A 23850-nucleotide genomic window follows, 5' to 3' on the forward strand; every position below is an offset into this window, starting at 1 on the left:
CGGGCTTCCTGAAAAAAATAGAAACCTCGTTTTTCAGAGGTTCCATAGCGCCTTGTGGGCGTGACTGAAACGGGTGTATTTGAGGTTTTGTTGCAGTAGAAGGTAATTCTGCTGAAGTTTGATTTCAATAGTGTTTTAAAAAATGGTGATTTGTAGCGCTGTTATGGCTGTTGGTGGATTTTATTGCTTTTGAGGCCGGGTTTGCGCATCAGGCTTGCGCGGCCCGGCAGGCTCAAGGCATGAAGGCGCCAATGAAAATCGCCGGATCGACCCGGGCGTTGTTCAGGCTTACATTCCAGTGCAGGTGTGGTCCAGTGGCGCGCCCGGTGGCGCCAACCTTGCCGATATGCCCGCCACGGGGCAGTTCGTCACCGACCTTGACGTCGATCGCCGACAGGTGACAGAACATGCTGATCAGCCCCTGGCCGTGATCGACGAACACCGTCTTGCCATTGAAAAAGTAATCGCCGACCAGAATGACCGTGCCCGCTGCCGGGGCCTTGATCGGGGTGCCGGCCGGGACCGCAAAATCAAGCCCGGAATGCGGGTTGCGCTCCTCGCCATTGAAGAATCGGCGCACGCCGAACGGGCTCGACAGACGCCCGTCTACCGGCCGATCGAACAGCAGGTTGCTGGGTTGGCGCGGGCTGAAGCTCTGGTAACCCTGAATTTGCTCGTCGAGTTCGCGCTGAATGCGCCGTTGGTGGGCCGGGTCAGGAGTAACGTGCTGCTGATTGCGCAGGGTGATGTGTTGGGCCGGGTAATGACGATCATTGACCTGGAAGTTCAGATGCTGGCCGTCGCCCAGTTCAATCTGTTGCTGACCAGGTTGCACCGACAGCGGGATGCCGACGATGGCGATCCAGCGCTTGCCGTCCTCGCGAATCACCAGTACCGGGTGGTCCTGATAGCGCACGCGCGGCGCCTGGGGTTGTTCTGGCAGGGCTATTACCGCCACGCCGCCGGGAACCGGCTTGTTCAGCAGGCGGGTAATAAATCCGCCTTCGGCCAGGGCCGGCAGGCTCAGGGAGCACAGCAGAATCAGGGCAAACAGGTGGCGCATGGGCATCAATCCAGCAGAGATAAGGTGTGCGGGGTGGGGGCTTCGACTCTGAGATCGAGCTGGCCATCGTGCAGGCGGGCTTTCAGGTGCTGGCCAGCCCGGGTCTGTGCGGCGCTGCGAATGGCTTGGCCCTGATCGTCGAGCAAAATGCTGTAGCCACGCCCCAAGGTTGCCAGCGGGCTGACCAGATGCAGGGTCTGGGCCAGGCTGCTGAAGCGTTGGCGGCGCTGTTGCAGACTCTGCTGCATGGCACGTGGCAGGCGTTGGCGCAGGTGTTCCAACTGCTGGCTCAGCAGCCCCAGCTGGCGGCCGGGGTGTTGCAACTGCAAGCGCGCGCCCAAGCGTTCCAGGCGCTGCTGCTGGTGGGCCAGAAATTGCTTGTGGGCGCGCCGCAGGCGCAGTTCCAGGTCATCCAGGCGCTGGGCCTGTTGTGCCAGACGCTCGCCGGGGTGGCGCAGGCGCCGGCGCAGGCTATCAAGTCGCAAGTGGTCGCGGGCCAGACGTTCGTGCAGGCGCTGCTGCAACTGGCGTTGATACAGCTGAAACTGGCGCAACATGGCCTGACCGTCGGGGCTCAGCAATTCGGCGGCGGCTGATGGGGTAGGCGCGCGCGCATCGGCGACAAAATCGCTGATGGAAAAATCGGTCTCGTGACCGACGGCGCTGACCGTTGGCGTCTGGCAGGCGGCCAGTGCCCGGGCGACGATTTCCTCATTGAACGGCCACAGGTCTTCCAGCGAGCCGCCGCCGCGGGCCACGATCAACGCATCGAAGCCGGCACGCTCGGCACGCTCGATGGCGCGGACGATCTGCGGCGCGGCTTCACGGCCCTGAACGGCGGTGGGAACGATCACCAACTCGATATAGGGTGCCCGACGGCCGAATACGCTGATGATGTCGCGAATCGCCGCGCCGCTGGGGGAGGTGATCACTCCGATCCGACGCGGGTGGCTGGGGAGCGGGCGCTTGCGTTCCGCGGCGAATAACCCCTCAGCCTGAAGCTGGGCCTTGAGCGCCTCGAAGGCCTGGCGCAGGGCGCCGTCGCCGGCTGGTTCCAGGCTATCGAGAATCAACTGATAGTCACCGCGGCCCTCATACAGGCTCACCCGGCCGCGGGCACGGACCTGCAGACCGTCGCGCAGATCCATGCGTACGCGCTGGGCATGCTGGCGGAACAGTGCGCAGCGGACCTGGGCCTTGGCATCCTTGAGGGTGAAATACAGGTGACCCGACGACGGGCGGGCCAGATTCGACAGCTCGCCCTCAACCCAGATCTGCGGGAATACCTCTTCCAGCAGGCTGCGGGCCCTGGCGTTGAGTTGGCTGATGGTAAGTACTTCGCGCTCGCGACTGAGGCGCTGAAAAAGCTGGTCATCATTCATGCCGCTATCTTAGGGGTTGTTGCCCTGCGCTCACAACCGCCGCAAGGGGGCAAAAATCTCTGTGATCATGACTGACGAATGCGATTGAGTGGTGGCGCTGCGATAGGTATAATGGCGCGCTTCCATTTTTCCCGCTCGGGAGCCCTGCTATGCTGCGTATTAGCCAAGAAGCCCTTACCTTCGATGATGTTCTGTTGGTGCCCGGATATTCCGAAGTACTGCCCAAGGATGTCAGTCTCAAGACCCGGCTCACCCGGCAGATCGATCTGAATATCCCGCTGTTGTCCGCTGCCATGGACACCGTGACTGAAGCGCGTCTGGCCATTGCCATGGCCCAGGAAGGCGGCATGGGGATCATTCACAAGAACATGACCATCGAGCAGCAGGCGGCCGAAGTGCGCAAGGTCAAACGCTACGAGTCCGGCGTGGTTCGTGACCCGATCACCATCGATGCCGATGCCAGCGTTGGTCAACTGTTCGATCTGACCCGTCAGAACAACATTTCCGGTGTGCCGGTCATGTACAACGACAATCTGGTCGGCATCGTCACCTCGCGCGACGTGCGCTTTGAAACCAACATGGATGCCCGGGTACGCGACATCATGACTCCCAAGGAGCGCCTGGTGACGGTCAAGGAAGGTGCCGAACTGCAGGAAGTGCGCAAGCTGCTGCACAAGCACCGGATTGAGCGGGTCCTGATTGTCGATGACAACTTCCGCCTGCGCGGCATGATGACCGTCAATGACATTGAAAAAGCTCGTGCCTATCCGCTGGCCAGCAAGGACGACCAGGGTCGTCTGCGCGTAGGTGCGGCGGTCGGTACCGGTGCAGATACCCCGGAACGTGTCACCGCGTTGGCGGCTGCCGGCGTCGACGTGATCATCGTCGATACCGCCCACGGCCATTCCCGGGGTGTGATCGACCGGGTGCGCTGGGTTAAAGACAACTTCCCCCAGATTCAGGTGATCGGCGGCAACATTGCCACCGGCGCTGCTGCCCGCGCGCTGGCCGAGGCCGGGGCTGACGCGGTCAAGGTGGGCATTGGCCCAGGTTCGATCTGTACCACCCGCATCGTTGCTGGTGTCGGTGTGCCGCAGATTTCAGCCATCGCCGATGTTGCCGCAGCACTCAAGGATACTGACGTACCACTGATTGCCGATGGCGGTATCCGTTTCTCTGGTGACCTGTCCAAGGCCATTGCTGCTGGTGCTTCGGCGGTGATGATGGGCTCTATGTTCGCCGGCACCGAAGAGGCGCCGGGCGAGGTCGAGCTGTTCCAGGGCCGTTCCTACAAGGCCTACCGTGGCATGGGGTCTCTGGGGGCGATGGCCAACGCCGGTGGCGGTTCGGCAGATCGTTATTTCCAGGACTCCAGCGCGGGTGCCGAAAAACTGGTGCCTGAGGGCATCGAAGGCCGGGTACCCTACAAGGGGCCGCTGGCGGCGATCATCCATCAGTTGATGGGTGGCCTGCGCGCGTCGATGGGCTATACCGGCTGTGCCACCGTTGAAGAAATGCGTACCAAGCCGGAGTTTGTGCGTATTACCGGCGCCGGCATGAGTGAGTCGCACGTGCATGACGTGCAGATCACCAAGGAAGCACCGAATTATCGGGTTGGTTGAGGTTCTTTTGCTGAAAGCTTGAGGCTGAAGGCTGGAAGACAAGCTCCTGCGTGCACGGAGACGGGTCTTCCAGCCTTCAGCTTTCAGCGCAGCCATATGTCATTTTCCAGAGGAAAGCTCATGTCTCAGCACGACATCCACGCCCACCGTATCCTGATTCTGGACTTCGGTTCGCAGTACACCCAACTGATTGCCCGCCGGGTGCGGGAAATCGGCGTCTATTGCGAAATCCATCCCTGGGACATGGACGCAGCGGCGATTCGTGAGTTCGCCCCGCGTGGCATCATTCTCGCTGGTGGCCCCGAGTCGGTGACCCTGGACGACACCCCGCGTGCGCCGCAGGTAGTATTCGAGCTGGGTCTGCCGGTGCTGGGCATCTGCTACGGCATGCAGACCATGGCCGAGCAGTTGGGTGGCAAGGTTGAGGGCTCCGAGGAGCGCGAGTTCGGCTATGCGCGGGTCGATATTGTCGGCAAGAGCCCGTTCCTGTCGGGTATCGAAGATCATATCGATGATGATGGCGTACTGTCGCTGGACGTGTGGATGAGCCACGGCGACAAGGTGGCCAACCTGCCCGAAGGCTTCCACATCCTGGCCAGTACTCCGAGCTGCCCGATTGCCGCGATGGGCGACGAAAGCCGGAACTTCTACGGCGTGCAGTTCCACCCCGAGGTGACCCACACCAAGCAGGGGCTGCGGATTCTGTCGCGTTTCATCCTTGACCTGTGTGGCTGTGAAGCGCTGTGGACACCGTCGAATATCGTTGAGGATGCCATCGCCCAGGTGCGTGCCCAGGTTGGCGACGCCAAGGTGCTGCTTGGCCTGTCCGGTGGAGTCGACTCCTCTGTGGTGGCGGCCCTGCTGCACCGGGCCATAGGCGATCAACTGACCTGCGTATTCGTTGACAACGGTCTTCTGCGTCTGCATGAAGGCGAACAGGTCATGGCCATGTTTGCCGAGAACATGGGCGTCAAGGTGATCCGCGCCAACGCTGAAGACAAGTTCTTGTCACGCCTGCTCGGAGTCACCGACCCGGAAGACAAACGCAAGATCATTGGCCGCACTTTCATCGAGGTGTTCGATGAGGAAGCCACCAAGCTGCAGGGCATCAAGTATCTGGCTCAAGGCACTATCTACCCCGACGTCATCGAATCGGCCGGGGCCAAGACCGGCAAGGCCCATGTGATCAAGTCGCACCACAATGTCGGCGGCCTGCCCGAAGATATGCAGTTCGAACTGGTCGAGCCGCTGCGTGAACTGTTCAAGGACGAAGTGCGCAAGATCGGCCTGGAACTGGGTCTGCCCTACGATATGGTCTATCGCCACCCGTTCCCGGGCCCGGGCCTGGGCGTGCGGATCCTGGCCGAAGTGCGCAAGGAATACGCCGATATTCTGCGCCGCGCCGACTATATCTTCATCGAAGAGCTGCGCAAGGCCGATCTGTACCACAAGACCAGCCAGGCCTTCGCCGTGTTCCTGCCGGTCAAATCGGTTGGTGTGGTCGGTGACGGCCGCCGCTACGAATGGGTCATCGCCCTGCGCGCGGTGGAGACCATCGACTTCATGACCGCCCGCTGGGCGCACCTGCCCTACGAGTTTCTGGAAACCGTATCGAACCGGATCATCAATGAAATTGCCGGGGTCTCGCGGGTAACCTACGACATCTCCAGCAAGCCGCCGGCAACGATTGAGTGGGAATGATCCTGCTGCTGGTTTGACAAGGCCCGCCAATTGGCGGGCCTTGTCGTTTGGTGGTTCAGGGCCGGTGCTGTTGGTAGTCCTGCAGTTGCGGTAGAGCCCAGTCGAGCAGTTGGCTGGAGAGCTGGTCCAGGGCCAGGCCATAGGCCTTGACCGCGCCGGCTGGTTGGTGGTCATCAAGGGGCTGTTCGACCAGGAAGGTGCGGCTGGCGATGACGTGGCGGTTGCCGGGTTCGATCAGGCGGGCTACCAGTTCGACCGTGGCTTGTGGGCCTTGCTCGCCGTAAATGACTTGGAAGCGCTGCAGATCACTACCCAAGTGAAGGTCGGCGTGCAGGCCGTGCTCGTCACTGGTGACACTTTCCAGGCCGCTGCGCAGGCTGAAGCTGCGGACCAGGTGTTCGCGCACCAGTGCTGGCGCCGGGTCGCTCCAGCGTGCTCCCTTGTAGGTGCTGAGTTGGTCGCCCTGGGGGTTGACCAGCATCCTTGGGCCGCTTTGTGCAAAGCCGGCCTGTGGAGTGTTGATCCGCAACGACAGGCTCAGTGGCTGAACCTGGGGATTGCTGCCCAATGTCGAGGCGGGCAACTGATAGACCCGTACTGGCTCGCTTTCCGGAATCAGGGTGCAGGCGCTGAGCCAGAGCAGGCCGCTGGCTGCCAGTAGAGGGCGCAGAGTGGTTGCACGGATCACGGTTCAAACTCCTCCATGGTGTCGCGGCCCAGCAGGAAGCGGGTTGGGTTGTCTTCCAGACGGCGGCTGATGTTGCGTAGTGAATTCAGGCTGCTGCGCAGTTCATTCACGGCCGGCTCCAGCTGCCCAAGTCCTTGCATGCCGGAGGCGAAGGCCTCGCTGTTGTTGCTCAGTAGCTCTTCCAGCAGACCACTGGTGCGGGCGATTGAGGCCAGTGCCTGTTCGGCGTTGTCGAGTGTGCGGGTGCCCTGCTCGTTGAGCAGGGTATCGGCGTCACGCATCAGGTTGCTAGTGTAGTTCAGAGTTTCGCTGGCCTGGCGGCTGATCTTGGTCAGTTCGCTGACCAGTATCTGCAGGTTGTCGCCCTGACCGGCAATGGCCTGGGTGGCCTGATCGATTGAAGACAGGGTGCGGCTGATGCTGGCAGCGTTTTCTTCGGACAGAATGGTACGGGCGTTGGCGACCAACTGGTTGATGTTGGTCACCAGATCTTCTCCGTTGGCCAACAGCGTGGAAATCGGCGAGGGGGTGGCGATAATCACCGGGTCCTGACCGTTCTTGCCGCGCAGCAGTGGGCTTTCGGGATTGCCATGGCTGAGTTCTATGACCGAGGTGCCGGTGATGCCGGTAAATGACAGCCGGGCGCGAGTGTCTTCCTTGATAGGGACTTCGCTACCAACTCTAATCCGTGCCAGAACCCTGCGGGGGTCGTTGGGGTCGAGGCTCAATTCACTGATGTCACCGATTCGGATGCCACTGTATTGCACCGAGCTGCCACGCGACAGGCCGGTCACCGCTTCGTTGAAGACGACCAGATAGTAGTTGTACTCCCGGCTGGTGCTGGAGTGGCTAAGCCAGATGGCGAAGAAGATCCCGGCCGCGCCGGCCAGCAGAGTGAACAAACCGATCAGAACGTGATGGGCACGGGTTTCCATTAGCTTTGCAACTCCCCAGGGGCGCTGGAATGGGCACTGAATGCGGCAGCTCGACCGCGCGGGCCATGAAAGTAATCCTGAATCCAGGCGTTGTCGGTGGCGGCGACTCGCTCCAGAGTGTCGGCGACCAGCACCTTGCGGTTGGACAGGACGGCAATTCGGTCGCAAATGGCGTACAGGGTGTCGAGGTCATGGGTGACCAGAAACACGCTCAGCCCCAAGGCATCGCGCAGGGTCTTGATCAACTGGTCGAAGGCGGCGGCGCCGATCGGGTCGAGTCCGGCGGTCGGCTCGTCCAGAAACAGGATGTCCGGGTCCAGCGCCAGGGCTCGCGCCAGGGCGGCGCGTTTGACCATGCCGCCGGACAGCTCGGACGGATACTTGTCACCGGCACCGGGCGGGAGTCCGGCCAGTGCCAGTTTGATCGAGGCCAGGTGCTCGGCATCATCGCGGCTGAGGCCGGCATGTTCGATCAGTGGTAGGGCGACATTTTCGGTTACGGTCAGTGAAGAAAACAGTGCGCCTTGCTGAAACAGCACGCCAAAGCGTCGTTCATATTGCGAGCGCTGGGTTTCGGGCAGCGTTTGCAGGTCCTGACCGAATACTTTGACGCTGCCGGCGTTGGGCCGGCGCAGGCCGACGATGGAGCGCAGCAGTACCGACTTGCCGGTGCCTGAGCCGCCGACCACGCCGAGAATTTCCCCCGCCTTGATATCCAGGTCGAGGTTCTCGTGAATGGTTTGGGTGCCGAAACGGTTGACCAGGCCGCGGACTTCGACCAGAGGAGTCGCCTTGGTGGTATCCATGCTCACCAGCCCATCTCCATGTAGAACAGTGCTGCCAGGGCGTCGATCAGGATCACGACGAAGATCGACTGTACCACGCTGGAGGTGGTGTGCTCACCGACCGATTCCGCACTGCCACTAACCTTGAAGCCTTCCAGACAGCCGATGATGGCAATCAGGAAAGCAAACAGCGGCGCCTTGGCCATACCCAGCAGGAAGTGGCGGACCTCGACATTGTTCTGCAGGATGCTGAGAAACATGGTCGGTGAAATGTCCAGGGACAGCGCGCAAACCATGGCTCCGCCAAACAGACCGGAGATCATGGCCACGAAGGTCAGCAGCGGCAGGGCGACCAGCATGGCCAGCACCCGGGGTAGCACCAAAATGTCCAGCGGGTTGAGACCCAGGGCCCGGATCGCGTCGATTTCCTCGTTGGCTTTCATTGAGCCGATCTGGGCGGTAAAGGCGCTGGCGGTGCGGCCGGCCATCAGGATGGCAGTCAGCAGCACAGCGAATTCGCGCAGGAACGAAAAAGCGATCAAGTCGACGGTATAGATGCTGGCGCCAAACTCTGACAGCACGGTGGCGCCGAGAAAGGCGATTACAGCACCGACCATGAAGGTCAGCAAGGCCACGATCGGTACCGCATTCAAGGCGGTTTGTTCGATCTGGGCGACTACGGCGGTTACCCGCCAGTTGCCTGGGCGCAGCAGGTTGCGGGCAAACCCGGCCAAGGTCAGGCCGATGAAGCCGAGCAAGTCGGTGGTGTGTTGCCAAAATACGGCCATGGCTTTGCCGACCCGCTCCAGCAGCTCAAGTAGCGTGGCGCGTGGAGGCAGATGTTCTGGGGCAGTTTCCTGCTGGCTGTCGACAATCCGCTTGAGCAGGGCGCGGCGTTCCCGGGGCAATTCGCTGGAGTCACTCAGGCGCAGAAGAAGGTCATGGCCGAGCAGTTCGGCCAGCAATTGTCCGCCAGCGGTGTCGAGCTTGCCGAGTTGGCTGAGATCAGCGTCGCTCCAGGCCGATTTGCCGCTGCGGGCCTTGAGTATCAGGCGTCGCAGTTCGGCGTAATGGGGAAGAGTCCAGTCACCCTGGATAATCAGTTGCTCGGGATTGCCTGGTGCGTCTCGGACGAAGTCGTTAGCAGGTAAGGCCGGCATGCTGGTCGGTTCCGGGTGGGGCTGCCGGTAGCCGGCAGCCAGGGCTCAGGACTTGCGCTTGAGACCGAACTCTTCGGACAGGGTGCCCGGGCTGTCTTCGGTCTTGGGCGCATAGTCGCGCGGAGGCTCAAGGGTATCGAAGACCGCGTTGGCACGCTCGCTTTCAACCGGTGCGGCTTCCTGTTCAAGGGCAGCCAGCAGGCGTTGACGAGTCATGTCGTCAGGGGCCAGTTCCATGGCGCCGTGGGTCAGATGTTCCTGAATCTCCTGATAGTTGCGGTTGAGCCGGGCGACCAGAGTTGCGGTGGTCTTGAAATGGCTGGAAACTTCTTGTTGATATTCTTCGAAACGCAGTTGCAGGCTTTCCAGTTGAGCCTGGGTGTTGGTCGACTGGCCGCCGCTCACACGCCGCGCTACCTGGGTCAGAACAATACCCAGGACAATGCCGATGGCCAGTGCGATGATGACCGCAATCCACAGATTTTCGCTTGATTCCACCTTCGGCTCCCTTCTTGATTCGATTGTAGGACAGTGCAACAGCACGTCCCTGACAGCTATGTCTTAACGGTAGCGACATTTCATGTACAAGGCTAGTACCCTTAGCCTTATCGCTAATACAGCCATGCGACGTCAGTCCGAAAGTTACAGTCACGGAGAAAATGCAAATGAGTCAAAGCCGTCCCGAGGAGCAGTCGTTGATCGAGGGGCCGGCGGGTCCGCTGGAGGTAGTGTTGACCCGGGCCGAGCAGCCTACTGCGCTGGCGGTGATCTGCCATCCGCATCCGCTGCATGGCGGCACCCTGCACAACAAGGTAGTGCATACCCTGATGCGGGCCGCGCGCGATCAGGGTGCCAGCACCGTACGGTTCAATTTTCGCGGAGTTGGCAAAAGTATTGGCGAACATGACGATGGGCGTGGCGAAACCGCTGACTGTCTGGCCGTGATCGATTGGGCGCGGCGCGAGTTGGGTGATTTGCCGCTGTGGGTGATGGGCTTTTCGTTCGGCGGTTATGTTGCGGCCGCAGCGGCCAGCCAGTTGCAGCAGTGGCCGCAGCGCTTGGTGTTGGTGGCTCCCTCGGTTGAGCGTATGCCCTTCGCCGACCTGATGCCGCTGGCTGGCCCGGCAACGGTGCTGATGGGCGAGGCCGACGAGGTCGTGGCCTCCGAGGCGGTGTTCGACATGTTGGAAGGGCAGCCAGGAGTCGATATGCAGCGCTTTGCGGCTACCGGGCACTTCTTTCACGGCAAACTGGTGGAGCTTAAGGCAGTGGCCGAGCGTTCGCTGGCCTAGGGAACTTCTGAAAAACTACCTGCGTTGGCAATACTGCGTTAAAAACAGCCTCCAAATGCTCATTTACACCGCGTAAACTGCGCTTTGTCGGCTGTTTTTGCCTTGTCTTGCCGGCCTCGCCTACGTTTTTCAGAGGTTCCCTTCTGATTGCCAAGGGCTACTGCCGGCGGGTACAGTATCGCCCCCGTCGATATCCCTTGGTACACCAGCATGACGCCCCTTGAACGCTATCAGGCGGACCTCAAGCGTCCGGACTTTTTCCATGACCCGGCTCAGGAGCAGGCGGTCCGGCATTTGCAGCGCCTGTATGATGATCTGGTTGCCGGTGAGCTGAACCAGCGAACCGGTAGTGGGTTGTTCGGCAAGCTGCGCAAGCGCCGTCCCGAACTGATCAAGGGCCTGTATTTCTGGGGCGGAGTGGGCCGGGGCAAGACCTATCTGGTTGATACTTTCTTCGATGCGCTGCCGTTCGAGCGCAAGATGCGTACTCACTTCCATCGCTTCATGCAACGCGTGCATCAGGAGTTGAAGACGCTCAAAGGCGAGAAGAACCCGCTGACGGTCATTGCCAAGCGTTTCGCCAACGAGGCTCGGGTTATCTGCTTCGACGAGTTCTTCGTTTCCGATATCACTGACGCCATGATTCTTGCCACTTTGCTTGAAGAGTTGTTCAAGAACGGCGTGAGCCTGGTGGCGACCTCGAATATTGTCCCGGATGGTCTGTACAAGGATGGTTTGCAGCGCGCCCGCTTTTTGCCGGCGATTGCGCTGCTCAATCAGCACACCGACGTTGTGAATGTCGATAACGGGGTCGACTATCGCCTGCGCGCCCTGGAGCAGGCTGAGTTGTACCACTGGCCGCTGGACGCCGAGGCCGAGGTGAGCCTGCGTCGCAGCTTCGAAAGCCTGGTGCCGGATATCGTTGAGGTGGTCGAGGCCGAGGTGCTGACTATCGAGAATCGGCCAATTCGCTCGGTTCGGGTTTGTGAAGACGTAGCCTGGTTCGAGTTTCGCGAGCTTTGCGACGGGCCGCGCAGCCAGAACGACTACATCGAGCTGGCCAAGGAATTTCACGCCGTGCTGCTGGCCAATGTCGAGCAGATGGGCGTCAGCAAGGATGACATGGCTCGACGCTTCATCAATCTGGTCGATGAGTTCTACGATCGCAGCGTCAAGCTGATCATTTCCGCCGAGGTTGATCTCAAGGATCTCTACAGCGGTGGCCGGCTGGAGTTTGAATTTCAACGGACCCTGAGCCGGTTACTGGAAATGCAGTCGCACGAGTTCCTGGCGCGACCGCACCGCCCCTAGGGAAGCACGGATTCAATCAGTTCGGTGTTGGCCCAGTTGGCGCTGAGCTTGTGTGCTGCCATAGACGCCAGGTTCAGCCAGTGTTCTGCTGGAACTGGCGGCGGAACTGGTTGGGTGACAGGCCGGTGTGTTGACGGAACAGTCGGGCAAAGAAGCTGGCGTCATCGTAGCCGATGTCATAACTGATGGTCTTGATGCTGCGCCGGGTAGTACTGAGCAGGTTCTTCGCGGTTTCTATGCGTAGCCGCTGCAGGTAGTGCAGCGGTTTATCGCCGGTGGCACTCTGGAAGCGGCGCATGAAGTTGCGAATGCTCATGCCGTGCTGACTGGCCACATCTTCAAAGCGAAACTTCTCCGAAAAATGTTCTTCCAGCCAATGCTGGATCTGCAGGATGGCGACGTCCTGGTGCAGCTTCTGGCCGCCAAAACCGATCATCCCCGGAGTGTAGCTGCGCTGGACCTCGTACAGGGTGTCGCGGGCTACCGCCTGGGCGACCTGGCTGCCGCAGAAGTGCTCAATCAGGTGGATATGCAGGTCGCAGGCCGAAGTCACGCCAGCGGCGCAGAAAATCCGGTCGGCGTCGGTGATGTGCTTGTCGCGGTTGAGCAGCACCTGAGGGAAGCGTCGGCTGAACTCGTCAAACAAGCGCCAGTAGGTGGTGGCTTCGCGATCATCCAGCAAGCCGGCGGCGGCAATCCAGAACACTCCACTGGCCTCGGCGCTGATCAGGGCGCCACGGGCGTGTTCACGCCGCAGCCAGGCCGGTACCCCGGGATAGCGTTCAAGCAACTGATCGAAGTCGCCCCAGAAGGCCGGTAGCACGATCAATTGTGGATGCAGGGCATCGATGGTTGCTTCGATCGCGAGTCGGTCCTGGCTGAAGCTGGTGACAGGCTGGTCGTCAGCGGCGACGATTGAGGTGCGAAATCCGGGGGTCAGCCCCAGGCCACGTTGACGACCGTCACGCAGGCTGGCCATGTGAAAGAAATCCTTGGCCTGCATCAGGGTTGAGGCAATAACCCCATCGGTGGCGAGAATGGCAACCTGGCGAAGGGGTGTGGGTGAGGTTGTGAGCATGGCTGAGCCTGTTATTGTCGGTCTGTTCGGCCATGTTATGACTAAAGCATCTTGTTCGGTGGCGCAAGTGTCCTGTTTGGCGGATAAGTCATGCGAATGTCGCTACCCGGCCGGCAGGGCCGGCCGGGTAGATAGTCAGGGTGCGGGGTTGGGCTGGTTGCGGTGGATGGCGGCGATGCTTTCCAGCACCTTGTCGGTCAGCCCCATGTTGATGCTGGTCAGGTTGCGGTTGAGTTGATCCATGTTGGTGGCGCCGATGATGTTGCTGGTCACGAACGGCTGGCGAGTGACGAAGGCCAAAGCCATCTGGGCCGGGTCCATGCCATGTTCGCGGGCCAGTTGTACGTAGCGGGCACAGGCTTTCTGGGCTTCGGGGTTGGTATAGCGGGCGAAGCGCTCAAACAACGTCAGGCGGGCTTTTTCCGGGCGCAGGCCGTTTAGGTACTTGCCGGTCAGGGTGCCGAACGCCAGCGGCGAGTAGGCTAGCAGGCCGACTTTCTCGCGGATCGAGATTTCTGCCAGACCGACTTCATAGCTGCGGTTGAGCAGGTTGTAGGGGTTCTGCACCGACACGATGCGCGGCCAGCCACGACTTTCGGCCAGTTGCAGGAAGCGACTGACGCCCCAGGGTGTTTCGTTGGACAGGCCGATGTGGCGAATTTTGCCTGCCTTGATCTGTTCGTCGAGCACTTCCAGGGTGTCTTCGATCGGAGTGAACTGCTCGTCCGCGCTGTGTTCGTAGCCGAGCTTGCCGAAAAAGTTGGTGTTGCGGTCCGGCCAGTGCAGTTGATACAGATCGATATAGTCGGTTTGCAGGCGGCGCAGGCTGGCGTCCAGAGCGCTGGTGATGTGTTCGCGGGTAAAGCGGGTGAGGCCGTCGCGGATGTGTGGGAGCCAGTCGCCGGGACCTGCCACCTTGCTGGCAATTACCCATTTGTCACGTTGACCGTGCTGCTTGAAGTAGTTGCCGATGATGGTTTCAGTGGCGCCATAGGTTTCGCCGCGCGGCGGGACCGGGTACATCTCGGCGGTATCGATGAAGTTGACCCCGGCATCGCGGGCCCGATCGATCTGGGCAAAGGCCTCCTTCTCGGTATTCTGTTCGCCCCAGGTCATGGTGCCCAGACAGAGGGCGCTGACCTTGAGCGGGCTACGGCCCAGCGGGCGGTATTGCATGGTGATCTCCTTGGGTTGTGATGCGGCACCTCATTATTGACCACGCGCGGGGCCAATGTTCAATGGCTGCTTAAATAAAGGTTGTAATTTTTTTCGCCATTGGCATAATGCCGGTCCACTTTCGACAGGATGCCTAGCCTGTCGTTGTTGTTACAGCACAGATGCCACCCAGACCCACAGAGCCCCCACCTGAGTGTCTGTCTAGGCTTTGTTGGCTTGTAAAAACACATTTCATTCTGTAAGATTCGCCCTCTTATTTAGTGGGCCTCTGAGGCTAGGATTAATGAAAACCTTCAGCGCCAAACCGGAAACCGTAAAACGCGATTGGTATGTCGTAGATGCCGCGGGTCTGACCCTGGGTCGTCTGGCTACCGAAGTTGCTTCCCGTCTGCGTGGCAAGCACAAGCCCGAATACACCCCGCATGTCGATACCGGTGATTACATCGTTATCGTCAATGCCGAGAAAATTCAGGTAACCGGTGCCAAGGCACAAGACAAGATCTACTACAGCCACTCCGGTTTTCCGGGCGGCATCAAGTCGATCAACTTCGAAAAGCTGATCCAGCGCGCTCCTGAGCGCGTGATCGAGACCGCCGTCAAGGGCATGCTGCCGAAGAACCCTCTGGGTCGTGCCATGTACCGCAAGCTGAAAGTGTATGCCGGTGCTGCTCACCCGCATGCTGCCCAGCAACCCCAAGAACTGAAGATCTAACAGGAGCTCACTATGTCGGCGACTCAAAACTACGGTACTGGCCGTCGTAAAACCGCCACCGCTCGCGTGTTCCTGCGTCCGGGTACTGGCAACATCTCTATCAACAATCGTTCGCTGGAGAATTTCTTCGGTCGCGAAACCGCCCGCATGGTGGTTCGTCAGCCGCTTGAGCTGACCCAGAGCACCGAGAAGTTCGATGTCTACGTTACCGTCAAGGGCGGTGGTATCTCCGGTCAGGCCGGTGCCATCCGTCACGGCATCACTCGTGCCCTGATGGAATACGACGAGACTCTGCGTGGCGAACTGCGCAAGGCTGGTTACGTAACTCGCGATGCTCGTGAAGTTGAGCGTAAGAAAGTCGGTCTGCGCAAGGCGCGTAAGCGTCCGCAGTACTCCAAGCGTTAAGTCGAAAGGCGAATCGCTCAGCGCCCGGTTTCCGTATGGACTCCGGGCGTTTTTGTATCTGCGACAACCTGTCGCGCTCCTTCCTTTGGGCTGAAAGTCGCGTCGGGCGTGGCTTGCGCCTTTCCTTGAAACCTCTCGCGGGATGACTATCGCCTTGTCAAAAAAGGGGTTTTTCATTACCATCTGATTCATTTTGTGCAAGCTGTTTAATACTTGAAAAGGCCTTGGAAAAGGCCTGTTTAGCTGATGGGAGACGACTGGATGAGTAATGACGGCGTGAATAATGGCCGGCGTCGCTTCCTGGTAGCAGCCACGAGTGTCGTGGGTGCTGCCGGAGCCGTAGGGGCTGCAGTGCCCTTCGTGGGATCTTGGTTCCCAAGCGCCAGAGCCAAGGCAGCAGGGGCGCCGGTACGGGTGAATATCAGCAAGCTGGAGGCCGGGCAGCAACTTGTTGCCGAGTGGCGCGGTCAGCCGGTATTCGTATCCCGCCGTACCGAAGAGGCCCTGCGTCTGCTTGAGGAGATGGATAGCGTGGTCGCCGACCCGGATTCCAAGTCATCTGATCAGCCGGATTACGTGGATCCACGTACTCGGGCGATCAAGCCGGAAGTTCTGGTGGTGATCGGTATCTGTACTCACTTGGGTTGCTCGCCGCTGTTCCGTCCGGAAGTAGCTTCTGCCGATATGGGCGCAGACTGGAAGGGTGGTTACTTCTGCCCGTGTCACGGTTCCCACTACGATATGTCGGGTCGAGTCTGGCGTGCCCAGCCGGCGCCGCTGAACCTGCCGGTGCCCCCGCATCACTACGAAACTGATGATGTCATCGTCATTGGTCTGGATCCGGAGACTGCCTGATGAGCAAACTGATGAACTGGGTCAATGAGCGCATGGCCGTCACCAAGGTGATGGAAGACCATCTGACCAAATACTATGCGCCCAAGAACTTCAACTTCTTCTACTTTTTCGGCTCTCTGGCCATGCTGGTGCTGGTCAATCAGATTGTTACCGGTATCTGGCTGACCATGAGCTACGAGCCTTCTGCTGAAGGCGCTTTCGCTTCGATCGAATACATCATGCGTGATGTCGAGTACGGCTGGCTGCTGCGCTATCTGCACTCCACCGGCGCCTCGATGTTCTTTGTCGTGGTTTACCTGCACATGCTGCGTGGCCTGATGTACGGCTCCTACCAGAAGCCGCGCGAGCTGGTCTGGCTGTTCGGTATGCTGATCTATCTGATCCTGATGGCCGAGGCTTTCATGGGCTACCTGCTGCCCTGGGGTCAGATGTCCTACTGGGGTGCTCAGGTAATTATCTCGCTGTTCGGTGCCATTCCGTTCATTGGTCCGGATCTGGCCCAGTGGGTGCGTGGTGACTACCTGATCTCCGGGATTACCCTGAACCGCTTCTTCGCCCTGCATGTGATTGCGCTGCCGATCGTACTGCTGGGTCTGGTGGTGCTGCATATCATCGCGCTGCACGAAGTGGGTTCCAACAACCCGGATGGTATCGACATCAAGAAGCTGAAGGACGAGAACGGCAAGCCGCTGGACGGCATCGCCTTCCACCCGTACTACACCGTCAAGGATATTGTCGGCGTGGTGGTGTTCCTGTTCGTGTTCTGCACCATCGTGTTCTTCTTCCCGGAAATGGGTGGTTTCTTCCTCGAGCATCCGAACTTTGAAGTGGCCAACCCGCTGAAGACGCCTGACCATATCGCCCCGGTCTGGTACTTCACACCGTTCTACGCGATTCTGCGTGCGGTTCCGGCCATCGCTGGCTCGGCCTTCCCGGGTGTGCTGGCGATGGGTGCTGCGATTGCCGTGCTGTTCGTATTGCCCTGGCTGGACCGTAGTCCGGTGCGCTCGATCCGCTACAAAGGCTGGATGAGCAAGCTGTGGCTGGTGATCTTCTGCGTCTGCTTCGTGATCCTTGGCGTGCTGGGTGCCATCCCGGCGACTCCAGGTCGTACGCTGCTGTCGCAGGTCTGCACCGTTCTGTATTTCGCCTTCTTCATCCTGATGCCGTTCTACACCCGGATGGAGAAGACCAAACCGGTTCCGGAGAGGGTTACTGGCTAATGAAAAAGCAACTGATTGCTCTGTGTTTTGCGCTGTTGCCCTGCGTGGTTCTGGCGGCGCCCAGCAACTACCCGCTGGAAAAGGCTAATATCGATCTGCGTGACAAGGCTGCTCTGCAGGATGGTGCGCGCACTTTCGTCAACTACTGCATGGGCTGCCACTCCGCTCAGTTCCAGCGTTATGAGCGCGTAGCCAACGATCTGGGGATTCCGGATGAGCTGATGCTGGAGAACCTGGTGTTCACCGAGGGCACGCTTATCGGTGACCACATGAAGATCGGCATGCGTCCTCAGGACTCCAAGGTTTGGTTTGGTGGTGCGCCGCCGGATCTGACCATGGTTGCCCGGGTGCGTGGCAACGACTGGCTGTATACCTACCTGAAGACCTTCTACGAGGATCCTTCGCGTCCGTTCGGTGCCAACAACATGCTGTTCCCGAACGTGGGTATGCCCAATGTGCTGATGGAGCTGCAAGGTCGTCAGGTGATTGGCTGCAAGGCCATGCCGGTGATGGATGGCAATACCCCCAAGCGTGATCCGCTGACCGGTGAAACCATCAAGGACGAGCAGTGTGATGTGCTGACTGTGCTGCCGGACACTGGCACCCAGACCGAGGCCGAGTTCGATACCACTGTGCGTAACCTGGTTGCGTTCCTGGCTTATTCGGCTGACCCGATCAAGCTGGAGCGTCACCGCATCGGTGTGTACGTGCTGCTGTATCTGGCCTTCCTGTTCGTCTTTGCCTTCCTGCTCAAGCGCGAGTACTGGAAAGACGTTCACTGATCCTAGTTCTGCGGATCAAAACAGCGCGCCCTTTGGGGCGCGTTGTTGTTTCTGGGGTATACTACGCACTTTGTTCTCAGGCAGTTGTCGGTTGTGGCTGATGCCAGTCATTCGACCGTGCAACCTGTGTTACCGCAATCCGCGAGAGGATGAGGGTTGATTTATGGGCGTTACCACCGCCAGCAAGCGTTCCTCCATGGCTTTCTTTTCTGACCCCCGTGACCATTACTGTCATCGTGTGCGCATCGTCCTGGCTGAAAAGGGCGTGACAGTCGATGTGGTCAATGTCGAGCCAGGCAATCCGCCGCAGGAACTGGTGGAAACCAACCCCTACAGCAGCGTGCCGACCCTGCTTGATCGTGATCTGGTGCTCTATGAGCCGAATATCATGATGGAGTACCTGGATGAGCGCTTCCCGCATCCGCCGCTGCTGCCGGTCTATCCGGTGGCCCGGGCCAATAGCCGTTTGCTGATGTACCGGGTGCAGCGCGACTGGTGCTCGCTGGTTGATGTGATCGGCAACCCGAAAAGTTCCGAGGCCGCCGTTACCAAGGCGCGCAAGGAGCTGCGTGAGAGTCTGATCGGTGTGGCGCCGGTATTCGCTGAGATGCCGTTCTTCATGAGTGATGAGTTCAGTCTGGTCGACTGCTGTATTGCTCCCATCCTCTGGCGCTTGCCGCTATTCGGGATTGAGCTGCCCAAGCAGGCCAAGCCGCTGCTCGACTATATGGATCGTATCTTTGCCCGTGAAGGCTTTATCGCCAGCCTGTCAGCGGCGGAAAAGGATATGCAGTAAACGCTTTAACCGTTCGGAGTACCGCATGGCCGTAATGAGTCCAAGCCGCCCTTATCTGATCCGTGCGTTGTACGAGTGGATTTTGGATAACAACTGCACGCCGTACCTGCTGGTCAATGCCGGATTTCCCGGGACCCGGGTGCCGGAGGGCTTTGTCGAGGATGACCAGATCGTCCTGAATCTGTCCCCCAGTGCTATCCGTCAGCTCGAAATGGATAATGACGCGATCAGCTTTGATGGGCGTTTTGGTGGCGTGGCGCAGCAGGTCTGGATTCCTGCCCTGGCGGTGATGGCTATCTATGCCCGGGAGAATGGTCAGGGGATGGTGTTCGAGATCGATCCGGTCAGCCCGCCGCCAGCCGATGACCCGGCCCCGGACGGCGACAACAAGCCGAGTGGTCGGCCATCGTTGAAGGTGGTCAAGTAAAACTAAGGGAAGTGTGGTGGCTGGACCTGATCATCCAGCCACCAGTTTCAGGTCATTCAGTCGATATATTCGAACAACTTAACAATCCTCTGCACGCCGCCCACCTGCTGTACTGTCTGCACGGCCAGATCGGCTTCGCTGCGACGCAGCAATCCCTGCAGATAAACCACGCCAGCTTCCGTCGTAACCTTGATTCGGCGTCCGGGGATGCTGCTGTCGGCCAGCAGTCGGGTTTTGGCATTGGTGGTGATCACGGTGTCGTGATTGCGCGCCAGCAGCGGCAGGTTCTCACCCACGGTCAGCTCGTTATGCACCACCTTGACGCGTTGAACTTCACGCGCGGCGTTTTCTGCCAGCGTCTTTAGCTCGGCGCGCGGTACCTGGCCGGCCAGCAGGACTACGCCGTTGTAACTGGAGACGATGATGCGGGCTTCACGCTCGATATCGATGTGCGCTTTGGCGACATTGACTCTGGCCTTGGTTTCGATCAGTTGGTCATCGATCCGGCTACCGAAGGTGCGTGTACCGTAGTTGTCTTCGATCGGGGCATCGCGGGTTGCGGTCAGTACCGAACTGCAGCCGGCGCTGAGCAGCGCCGCCAATACGAGACTGGTAAGTCTGATCATTCCTCACTCCCGAACAATTGCCGATCAATCAGGTCGCACAGGCAGTGGATGGCCAGCAGGTGAACTTCCTGGATACGTGCGGTAGAGCGAGCCGGTACCCGGATTTCGACATCCTCGGGGAGCAGCAGGGGAGCCATGGCGCCGCCGTCTCGGCCGGTCAGGGCGACCACCAGCATGTCGCGGTCGTGGGCTGCCTGAATAGCCTGAATCACGTTGCCGGAGTTGCCGCTGGTGGAGATCGCCAGCAGTACATCGCCCGGTTGACCGAGTGCGCGGATCTGCTTGGAAAAGATCTCGTCGTAGCTGTAGTCGTTGGCGATAGAAGTGATGGTCGAGCTGTCGGTAGTCAGGGCGATAGCCGGCAGGCTGGGGCGTTCGCGCTCGAAGCGATTGAGCAGCTCGGACGAGAAGTGCTGAGCGTCACCGGCTGAGCCGCCGTTGCCGCAGGTCAGTATCTTGCCTTCGCTGAGCAGGCTGTTGACCATCACCTGGCTGGCCTGTTCGATACTGGGCCCGAGCACTTCCATGGCGCGGGTCTTGGTTTCAATGCTGTCGGTAAAAAGCTGCCTGATACGGTGTTGCATATCCATGGATAGGACTCGCTAGCAAGTGAATGCTTCTCGGATCCAGCGATAAGCGTCTGGGTCCTCAGGGTTGCCATCAGCGGCAACGACATCGAAGCGACAGGGATGGTTTGCCAGGTGCGGGTGGGTCAGGAGGTAGTGCTGGGCGGCTATCTGGACACGTTTCTGTTTGCGCCAGTCCACCGTTTCCGCTGCGCTTCCCCACTGGCTCTTTCGCCGGTAACGCACTTCGACAAATACTACTGTATCCCTGTCACGCATGACCAGATCGAGTTCGCCTTGCTTGCAGCGGTAATTGCGTGCCAGCAGGCGCAATCCGGCCTTGAGCAGCAGGCGTTCGGCCTGGCGTTCAGCCAGATTGCCGAGCAACTGCTTGCTGGTCAATTGACTCATGGGGCGGGAATAAGTTCGGGAGCCGGTTGCAGTTGGCCATTGCTGATCAGGCCCCAGTGCAGCTCACGTTGAATCCGGCCGTTGTCCCCCAGGCTCAGGGTACCGGTTGCGCCCTCGATACGGGTGCCCGGGAACTGCTGCAGTTGCCGCAGCCGGCTGAAAATGCGCTGGGCGTCGATCCCCATGGCGTACAGCCGACCCATGGCACCGCCGGCTTGCGGCCAGCTTTGACTGACGGCCTGGTACAGGCTGTCCGAGCGCTCCAGCAGCCAGGGGATTTCGGCTATGTACAGGCCGTCCAGGTCGGCATTTTGCAGGTTGTCGCCAACCTGATAGGCATGAGAAGTGGCGTATACCGGCAAATCGCCGGCGTACTGGAAGGCCAGAGTCGGCTTGATTTGTCGGGCCTGTAATGGGTTAGCCGCCAGGAACAGCGCATCGATATCCTGGCGTGGGGTCGGCTGAACCACAATGCCTTGGCCAAGCAACTGCTGAATGCGGTTGCCGCGTTGCTCGCTCTGGCGAATCTGCAACAAGTCGCCAATCTGCTGAGCCATGCTGGCGGGTTGGTCAATCACTTCCCTGCCAACCAGGACCCCACCGAGGCTTTCCCAGGTTTCGCGGAAGGCCTGAAAGGCGCGCTGTCCCCAGTCGGTCTGGGCGGTCAGGGCAGCCATGCTGCGATGGCCGTCGGCCCAGGCCCGGTGAGCAGCGGAGCGGGCTTCATCCTCGGGGGCCAGGCCGAACTGGTACAGCGGCTGTTCCGAGACTCGCCGCTGCTCGCTGTAGTTCAAGGCCAGGGTCGGCAGGGGCAGTTCGCCGAGGTTGGCCAGACGGCCGACCTGATCGCGCTCTAGTGGGCCGATGACCCACTGCACACCATCCTGTTGGGCCTGAGCATAGAACTGCTGGAGGTTGCTGTAGGCAGTACTGTCGTACAGGCTGACCTGAGGCTGCTCAAGTCCCTGGCTGTGAGCCTGATACTGAGCGGCTAGAAAGCCATCACGCAGGGCCTGTGCGGCACTGGCCAGAGGTCCCTGGAAGGGCAGCAGCAGGGCGATGTGCTGTGGGCGGCTGGCGTGCAGCTGGAATAGCTGCATCAGCGAGTCGGGCAGCGGGTTGGCTGCCGGGTGATCGGCATTGGCTTCCTGCCACTGGCGCAAGGCGCGTACCTGCAGATCGAGGTTGCCGTGCTGGCGTTCGATCAGAGCCAGACTCAGCCAGCCCTCCAGGCCGCCGGCGCTCTGGTCACGGGCCTGCTGGAGTTGCGGTGTGGACAACTGGCCAAGACTGTCCCAGATCGCCAGCCGGTTACTGGTCTGACGTTCACTGGGCAGCAGCCCGTCGATGAAAATCCGTTCCTTGGCGGCGTCCAGGTGCTGACCGGCAGCATCGAATATATCTGCCCGCAACTGCTGAATGTCCAGTTGATCTTCGACCGGCAGAATGTCGAGTTGGCCGATCGAGGGGTGGCGTATTGCTCGCAGAGCCTGCGGCACCTGATCCAGAGCCAGAGCGCTTTGGGCTTGTAGTTGACTGAAGACGATCTGTTGGTCGGTTGGCAGGTCGCTCTGTGGAATGTCGCGCAGAATGCTTTGGACCCGCTCGGGCTGACCGCCGATCCAGGCGGCCCGGGCCGCGTGCAGGCGCAGCAGGTTGGCTTCAGCGCCGGAACGGCGGTTGGCATCCTGCAGAATCTGGTCGACACTGGCCTGCGGGGTACGTGGCAGGTCGGATAGCTCGCGCGGGGCTGTCGAGCAGCCGCTGATCAGCGCAGCGAGGGTCAAGGCAACGAACGGCAGGCGAAGCATGCGGGGCATCGGACAGTATCCTTACGCGATGGGCGCCCACGTGGCACCCTGGGGCGGACTCATCCGGCATTGTAACCAAGGGGGTAGGCAATCTCCACAGCGTCGGCGGAATAGGATCACGTCCTGTACAATATCGGGCAACTACGCTTGCAACAGGATTTGTCATGTCCAGCCCGGTCGGTACCCTTTATGTCGTTGCCACGCCGATAGGCAATTTGCAGGATCTGACGCCGCGGGCGCTTGATGTCCTGCGTTCGGTCAGTCTGATCGCCGCCGAAGACACCCGTCACAGTGCCCGGCTATTGCAGCATTTTGGCATCAACACCCCGACCACTGCCTGTCACGATCACAACGAGCGTGACAAGAGTGTGCGGCTGGTTGAGCGGTTGCTGGCCGGTGATGACCTGGCCCTGATTTCCGATGCCGGTACTCCGCTGATTTCCGATCCGGGTTTCCATCTGGTGCGCCAGGCCCGCGAGGCCGGGGTACGGGTCTGCCCAGTGCCAGGCGCCTGTGCGCTGATTGCGGCACTGAGTGCGGCAGGATTGCCATCCGACCGTTTTGCCTTCGAGGGCTTTTTGCCGGCCAAGACCCAGGGCCGGCGTCAGCGCTTGCAGGCGCTGGCCGGTGAGTCGCGGACCTGGATGGTCTACGAGGCCCCGCACCGCCTGCTTGAGTGTCTGCAGGACATGCTTGAGGTGCTGGGCGGCGAGCGTCAGGTGGTTCTGGCCCGGGAGTTGACCAAAACCTTCGAGACCATCAAAGGTGCGCCTCTTGCTGAACTGGTCGATTGGGTGGCTGGTGATAGCGATCAGCAGCGCGGCGAGTGCGTGCTGGTAGTGGAGGGTGCGCCGGTGCGTGATGATGCCGAAGCGCTCGACCCGGCGGTGGAGCGCACTCTGGAGGTTCTGCTGGAAGAATTGCCTGTCAAACAGGCCGCCGCCCTGGCGGCCAAGCTGACTGGAGTGAAGAAGAACCGTTTGTATCAACTGGCGCTGAGCAAGAGCGGGAACTAAACATGCAGGCTCTCAGGTCCTTGCTGG

Annotated in this window: 25 protein-coding genes; 12 read left to right on the forward strand and 13 right to left on the reverse strand. The window is 60.2% G+C overall.

The features are described 5' to 3' along the window. Positions 1–232 precede the first annotated feature (232 nt). Both BVH74_RS08105 and xseA read right to left on the reverse strand, forming a co-directional pair. Positions 233–1063, reverse strand: a complete 831-nt coding sequence (locus BVH74_RS08105) for a peptidoglycan DD-metalloendopeptidase family protein (RefSeq protein WP_080049566.1) — start codon at positions 1061–1063, stop codon at positions 233–235. 5 nt (positions 1064–1068) lie between these two features. Further along, entirely contained in the window at positions 1069–2445 is a 1377-nt protein-coding gene (gene xseA, locus BVH74_RS08110) for an exodeoxyribonuclease VII large subunit (RefSeq protein WP_080049567.1), read from the reverse strand. Positions 2446–2594: 149 nt separating this feature from the next. Here xseA and guaB point away from each other — a divergent pair, with 149 nt between their 5' ends. Beyond that, positions 2595–4067, forward strand: a complete 1473-nt coding sequence (gene guaB, locus BVH74_RS08115) for an IMP dehydrogenase (protein ID WP_080049568.1) — start codon at positions 2595–2597, stop codon at positions 4065–4067. A 120-nt stretch (positions 4068–4187) separates the two neighbouring features. Then, a complete protein-coding gene (guaA, locus tag BVH74_RS08120) occupies positions 4188–5768 on the forward strand; it encodes a glutamine-hydrolyzing GMP synthase (RefSeq protein WP_080049569.1) in 1581 nt (526 codons plus the stop codon). Between the two features lie 55 nt (positions 5769–5823). Here the strand turns inward: guaA and BVH74_RS08125 are convergent, their stop codons facing one another. The 5 genes from BVH74_RS08125 to BVH74_RS08145 are packed head-to-tail and all read right to left on the reverse strand — an operon-like array spanning position 5824 to position 9834. Beyond that, on the reverse strand, positions 5824–6456 hold the full coding sequence (locus BVH74_RS08125; RefSeq protein ID WP_080049570.1) for an ABC-type transport auxiliary lipoprotein family protein: 633 nt from the start codon (positions 6454–6456) through the stop codon (positions 5824–5826). Further along, positions 6453–7391 carry an MlaD family protein gene (locus BVH74_RS08130; protein ID WP_080049571.1) on the reverse strand — a complete coding sequence of 313 codons (939 nt, stop codon included), beginning with the start codon at positions 7389–7391 and terminating at the stop codon, positions 6453–6455. Before BVH74_RS08130 ends, BVH74_RS08125 begins: the two co-directional genes overlap by 4 nt. Then, on the reverse strand, positions 7391–8197 hold the full coding sequence (locus BVH74_RS08135; RefSeq protein WP_080049572.1) for an ABC transporter ATP-binding protein: 807 nt from the start codon (positions 8195–8197) through the stop codon (positions 7391–7393). The genes BVH74_RS08130 and BVH74_RS08135 overlap by 1 nt, the downstream gene beginning before the upstream one ends. Before the next feature lie 2 nt (positions 8198–8199). Next, a complete protein-coding gene (locus tag BVH74_RS08140) occupies positions 8200–9336 on the reverse strand; it encodes an MlaE family ABC transporter permease (protein WP_080049573.1) in 1137 nt (378 codons plus the stop codon). 45 nt (positions 9337–9381) lie between these two features. Then, a complete protein-coding gene (locus BVH74_RS08145; RefSeq protein WP_080049574.1) occupies positions 9382–9834 on the reverse strand; it encodes a Z-ring associated ZapG family protein in 453 nt (150 codons plus the stop codon). A gap of 167 nt (positions 9835–10001) precedes the next feature. Between BVH74_RS08145 and BVH74_RS08150 the strand changes: the two genes are divergently transcribed. Next, a complete protein-coding gene (locus BVH74_RS08150) occupies positions 10002–10628 on the forward strand; it encodes an alpha/beta hydrolase (protein WP_080049575.1) in 627 nt (208 codons plus the stop codon). Between the two features lie 210 nt (positions 10629–10838). Further along, a complete protein-coding gene (gene zapE / locus BVH74_RS08160; protein WP_080049577.1) occupies positions 10839–11939 on the forward strand; it encodes a cell division protein ZapE in 1101 nt (366 codons plus the stop codon). Positions 11940–12012: 73 nt separating this feature from the next. On the opposite strand, the gene BVH74_RS08165 is transcribed toward zapE, so the two are convergent. Next, positions 12013–13017, reverse strand: coding sequence for a GlxA family transcriptional regulator (locus BVH74_RS08165; protein ID WP_080049578.1), 1005 nt, complete (start codon positions 13015–13017; stop codon positions 12013–12015). Positions 13018–13152: 135 nt separating this feature from the next. Further along, entirely contained in the window at positions 13153–14193 is a 1041-nt protein-coding gene (locus tag BVH74_RS08170; RefSeq protein ID WP_080049579.1) for an NADP(H)-dependent aldo-keto reductase, read from the reverse strand. A gap of 283 nt (positions 14194–14476) precedes the next feature. Here BVH74_RS08170 and rplM point away from each other — a divergent pair, with 283 nt between their 5' ends. From rplM to BVH74_RS08205, 7 genes are all read left to right on the forward strand, one after another. After that, the gene (gene rplM, locus BVH74_RS08175; RefSeq protein ID WP_080049580.1) at positions 14477–14905 is read left to right on the forward strand and encodes a 50S ribosomal protein L13; all 429 of its coding nucleotides are present in this window, start codon (positions 14477–14479) and stop codon (positions 14903–14905) included. A 12-nt stretch (positions 14906–14917) separates the two neighbouring features. After that, positions 14918–15310, forward strand: coding sequence for a 30S ribosomal protein S9 (gene rpsI, locus BVH74_RS08180; RefSeq protein WP_080049581.1), 393 nt, complete (start codon positions 14918–14920; stop codon positions 15308–15310). A gap of 261 nt (positions 15311–15571) precedes the next feature. Next, positions 15572–16165: a ubiquinol-cytochrome c reductase iron-sulfur subunit gene (gene petA, locus BVH74_RS08185; protein ID WP_080049582.1), complete on the forward strand. Its 594-nt coding sequence runs from the start codon at positions 15572–15574 to the stop codon at positions 16163–16165. After that, complete coding sequence (locus tag BVH74_RS08190; RefSeq protein ID WP_080049583.1) at positions 16165–17388, forward strand: cytochrome b; 1224 nt, start codon at positions 16165–16167, stop codon at positions 17386–17388. The genes petA and BVH74_RS08190 overlap by 1 nt, the downstream gene beginning before the upstream one ends. Continuing rightward, complete coding sequence (locus tag BVH74_RS08195; RefSeq protein ID WP_080049584.1) at positions 17388–18170, forward strand: cytochrome c1; 783 nt, start codon at positions 17388–17390, stop codon at positions 18168–18170. The genes BVH74_RS08190 and BVH74_RS08195 overlap by 1 nt, the downstream gene beginning before the upstream one ends. Before the next feature lie 163 nt (positions 18171–18333). Beyond that, on the forward strand, positions 18334–18966 hold the full coding sequence (locus BVH74_RS08200; protein WP_080049585.1) for a glutathione S-transferase N-terminal domain-containing protein: 633 nt from the start codon (positions 18334–18336) through the stop codon (positions 18964–18966). Between the two features lie 34 nt (positions 18967–19000). Beyond that, entirely contained in the window at positions 19001–19393 is a 393-nt protein-coding gene (locus BVH74_RS08205) for a ClpXP protease specificity-enhancing factor (RefSeq protein ID WP_080051668.1), read from the forward strand. 56 nt (positions 19394–19449) lie between these two features. Here the strand turns inward: BVH74_RS08205 and BVH74_RS08210 are convergent, their stop codons facing one another. Genes BVH74_RS08210 through BVH74_RS08225 form a run of 4 tightly spaced genes read right to left on the reverse strand, consistent with a single transcriptional unit; the run spans position 19450 to position 22816 of the window. After that, positions 19450–20019: a BON domain-containing protein gene (locus BVH74_RS08210; RefSeq protein WP_080049586.1), complete on the reverse strand. Its 570-nt coding sequence runs from the start codon at positions 20017–20019 to the stop codon at positions 19450–19452. Beyond that, positions 20016–20609, reverse strand: a complete 594-nt coding sequence (locus BVH74_RS08215; protein WP_080049587.1) for a phosphoheptose isomerase — start codon at positions 20607–20609, stop codon at positions 20016–20018. The genes BVH74_RS08210 and BVH74_RS08215 overlap by 4 nt, the downstream gene beginning before the upstream one ends. A 12-nt stretch (positions 20610–20621) precedes the next feature. Continuing rightward, complete coding sequence (locus BVH74_RS08220; protein ID WP_080049588.1) at positions 20622–20996, reverse strand: YraN family protein; 375 nt, start codon at positions 20994–20996, stop codon at positions 20622–20624. After that, a complete protein-coding gene (locus tag BVH74_RS08225) occupies positions 20993–22816 on the reverse strand; it encodes a penicillin-binding protein activator (RefSeq protein WP_231705582.1) in 1824 nt (607 codons plus the stop codon). The genes BVH74_RS08220 and BVH74_RS08225 overlap by 4 nt, the downstream gene beginning before the upstream one ends. 155 nt (positions 22817–22971) lie before the next feature. Here BVH74_RS08225 and rsmI point away from each other — a divergent pair, with 155 nt between their 5' ends. Further along, entirely contained in the window at positions 22972–23823 is an 852-nt protein-coding gene (rsmI, locus tag BVH74_RS08230) for a 16S rRNA (cytidine(1402)-2'-O)-methyltransferase (protein ID WP_080049589.1), read from the forward strand. Positions 23824–23850: the final 27 nt, after the last annotated feature.

It is taken from the genome of Halopseudomonas phragmitis (assembly GCF_002056295.1).
Lineage (GTDB): Bacteria > Pseudomonadota > Gammaproteobacteria > Pseudomonadales > Pseudomonadaceae > Halopseudomonas > Halopseudomonas phragmitis.

Coding starts and splice junctions, on each gene's coding strand:
- BVH74_RS08105 (WP_080049566.1), bottom strand. CDS start 1,063: ATGCGCCACCTGTTTGCCCTGATTCTGCTGTGCTCCCTGAGCCTGCCG.
- xseA (WP_080049567.1), bottom strand. CDS start 2,445: ATGAATGATGACCAGCTTTTTCAGCGCCTCAGTCGCGAGCGCGAAGTA.
- guaB (WP_080049568.1), top strand. CDS start 2,595: ATGCTGCGTATTAGCCAAGAAGCCCTTACCTTCGATGATGTTCTGTTG.
- guaA (WP_080049569.1), top strand. CDS start 4,188: ATGTCTCAGCACGACATCCACGCCCACCGTATCCTGATTCTGGACTTC.
- BVH74_RS08130 (WP_080049571.1), bottom strand. CDS start 7,391: ATGGAAACCCGTGCCCATCACGTTCTGATCGGTTTGTTCACTCTGCTG.
- BVH74_RS08135 (WP_080049572.1), bottom strand. CDS start 8,197: ATGGATACCACCAAGGCGACTCCTCTGGTCGAAGTCCGCGGCCTGGTC.
- BVH74_RS08140 (WP_080049573.1), bottom strand. CDS start 9,336: ATGCCGGCCTTACCTGCTAACGACTTCGTCCGAGACGCACCAGGCAAT.
- BVH74_RS08150 (WP_080049575.1), top strand. CDS start 10,002: ATGAGTCAAAGCCGTCCCGAGGAGCAGTCGTTGATCGAGGGGCCGGCG.
- zapE (WP_080049577.1), top strand. CDS start 10,839: ATGACGCCCCTTGAACGCTATCAGGCGGACCTCAAGCGTCCGGACTTT.
- BVH74_RS08165 (WP_080049578.1), bottom strand. CDS start 13,017: ATGCTCACAACCTCACCCACACCCCTTCGCCAGGTTGCCATTCTCGCC.
- BVH74_RS08170 (WP_080049579.1), bottom strand. CDS start 14,193: ATGCAATACCGCCCGCTGGGCCGTAGCCCGCTCAAGGTCAGCGCCCTC.
- rplM (WP_080049580.1), top strand. CDS start 14,477: ATGAAAACCTTCAGCGCCAAACCGGAAACCGTAAAACGCGATTGGTAT.
- rpsI (WP_080049581.1), top strand. CDS start 14,918: ATGTCGGCGACTCAAAACTACGGTACTGGCCGTCGTAAAACCGCCACC.
- petA (WP_080049582.1), top strand. CDS start 15,572: ATGAGTAATGACGGCGTGAATAATGGCCGGCGTCGCTTCCTGGTAGCA.
- BVH74_RS08190 (WP_080049583.1), top strand. CDS start 16,165: ATGAGCAAACTGATGAACTGGGTCAATGAGCGCATGGCCGTCACCAAG.
- BVH74_RS08195 (WP_080049584.1), top strand. CDS start 17,388: ATGAAAAAGCAACTGATTGCTCTGTGTTTTGCGCTGTTGCCCTGCGTG.
- BVH74_RS08200 (WP_080049585.1), top strand. CDS start 18,334: ATGGGCGTTACCACCGCCAGCAAGCGTTCCTCCATGGCTTTCTTTTCT.
- BVH74_RS08205 (WP_080051668.1), top strand. CDS start 19,001: ATGAGTCCAAGCCGCCCTTATCTGATCCGTGCGTTGTACGAGTGGATT.
- BVH74_RS08210 (WP_080049586.1), bottom strand. CDS start 20,019: ATGATCAGACTTACCAGTCTCGTATTGGCGGCGCTGCTCAGCGCCGGC.
- BVH74_RS08215 (WP_080049587.1), bottom strand. CDS start 20,609: ATGGATATGCAACACCGTATCAGGCAGCTTTTTACCGACAGCATTGAA.
- BVH74_RS08220 (WP_080049588.1), bottom strand. CDS start 20,996: ATGAGTCAATTGACCAGCAAGCAGTTGCTCGGCAATCTGGCTGAACGC.
- BVH74_RS08225 (WP_231705582.1), bottom strand. CDS start 22,816: ATGCCCCGCATGCTTCGCCTGCCGTTCGTTGCCTTGACCCTCGCTGCG.
- rsmI (WP_080049589.1), top strand. CDS start 22,972: ATGTCCAGCCCGGTCGGTACCCTTTATGTCGTTGCCACGCCGATAGGC.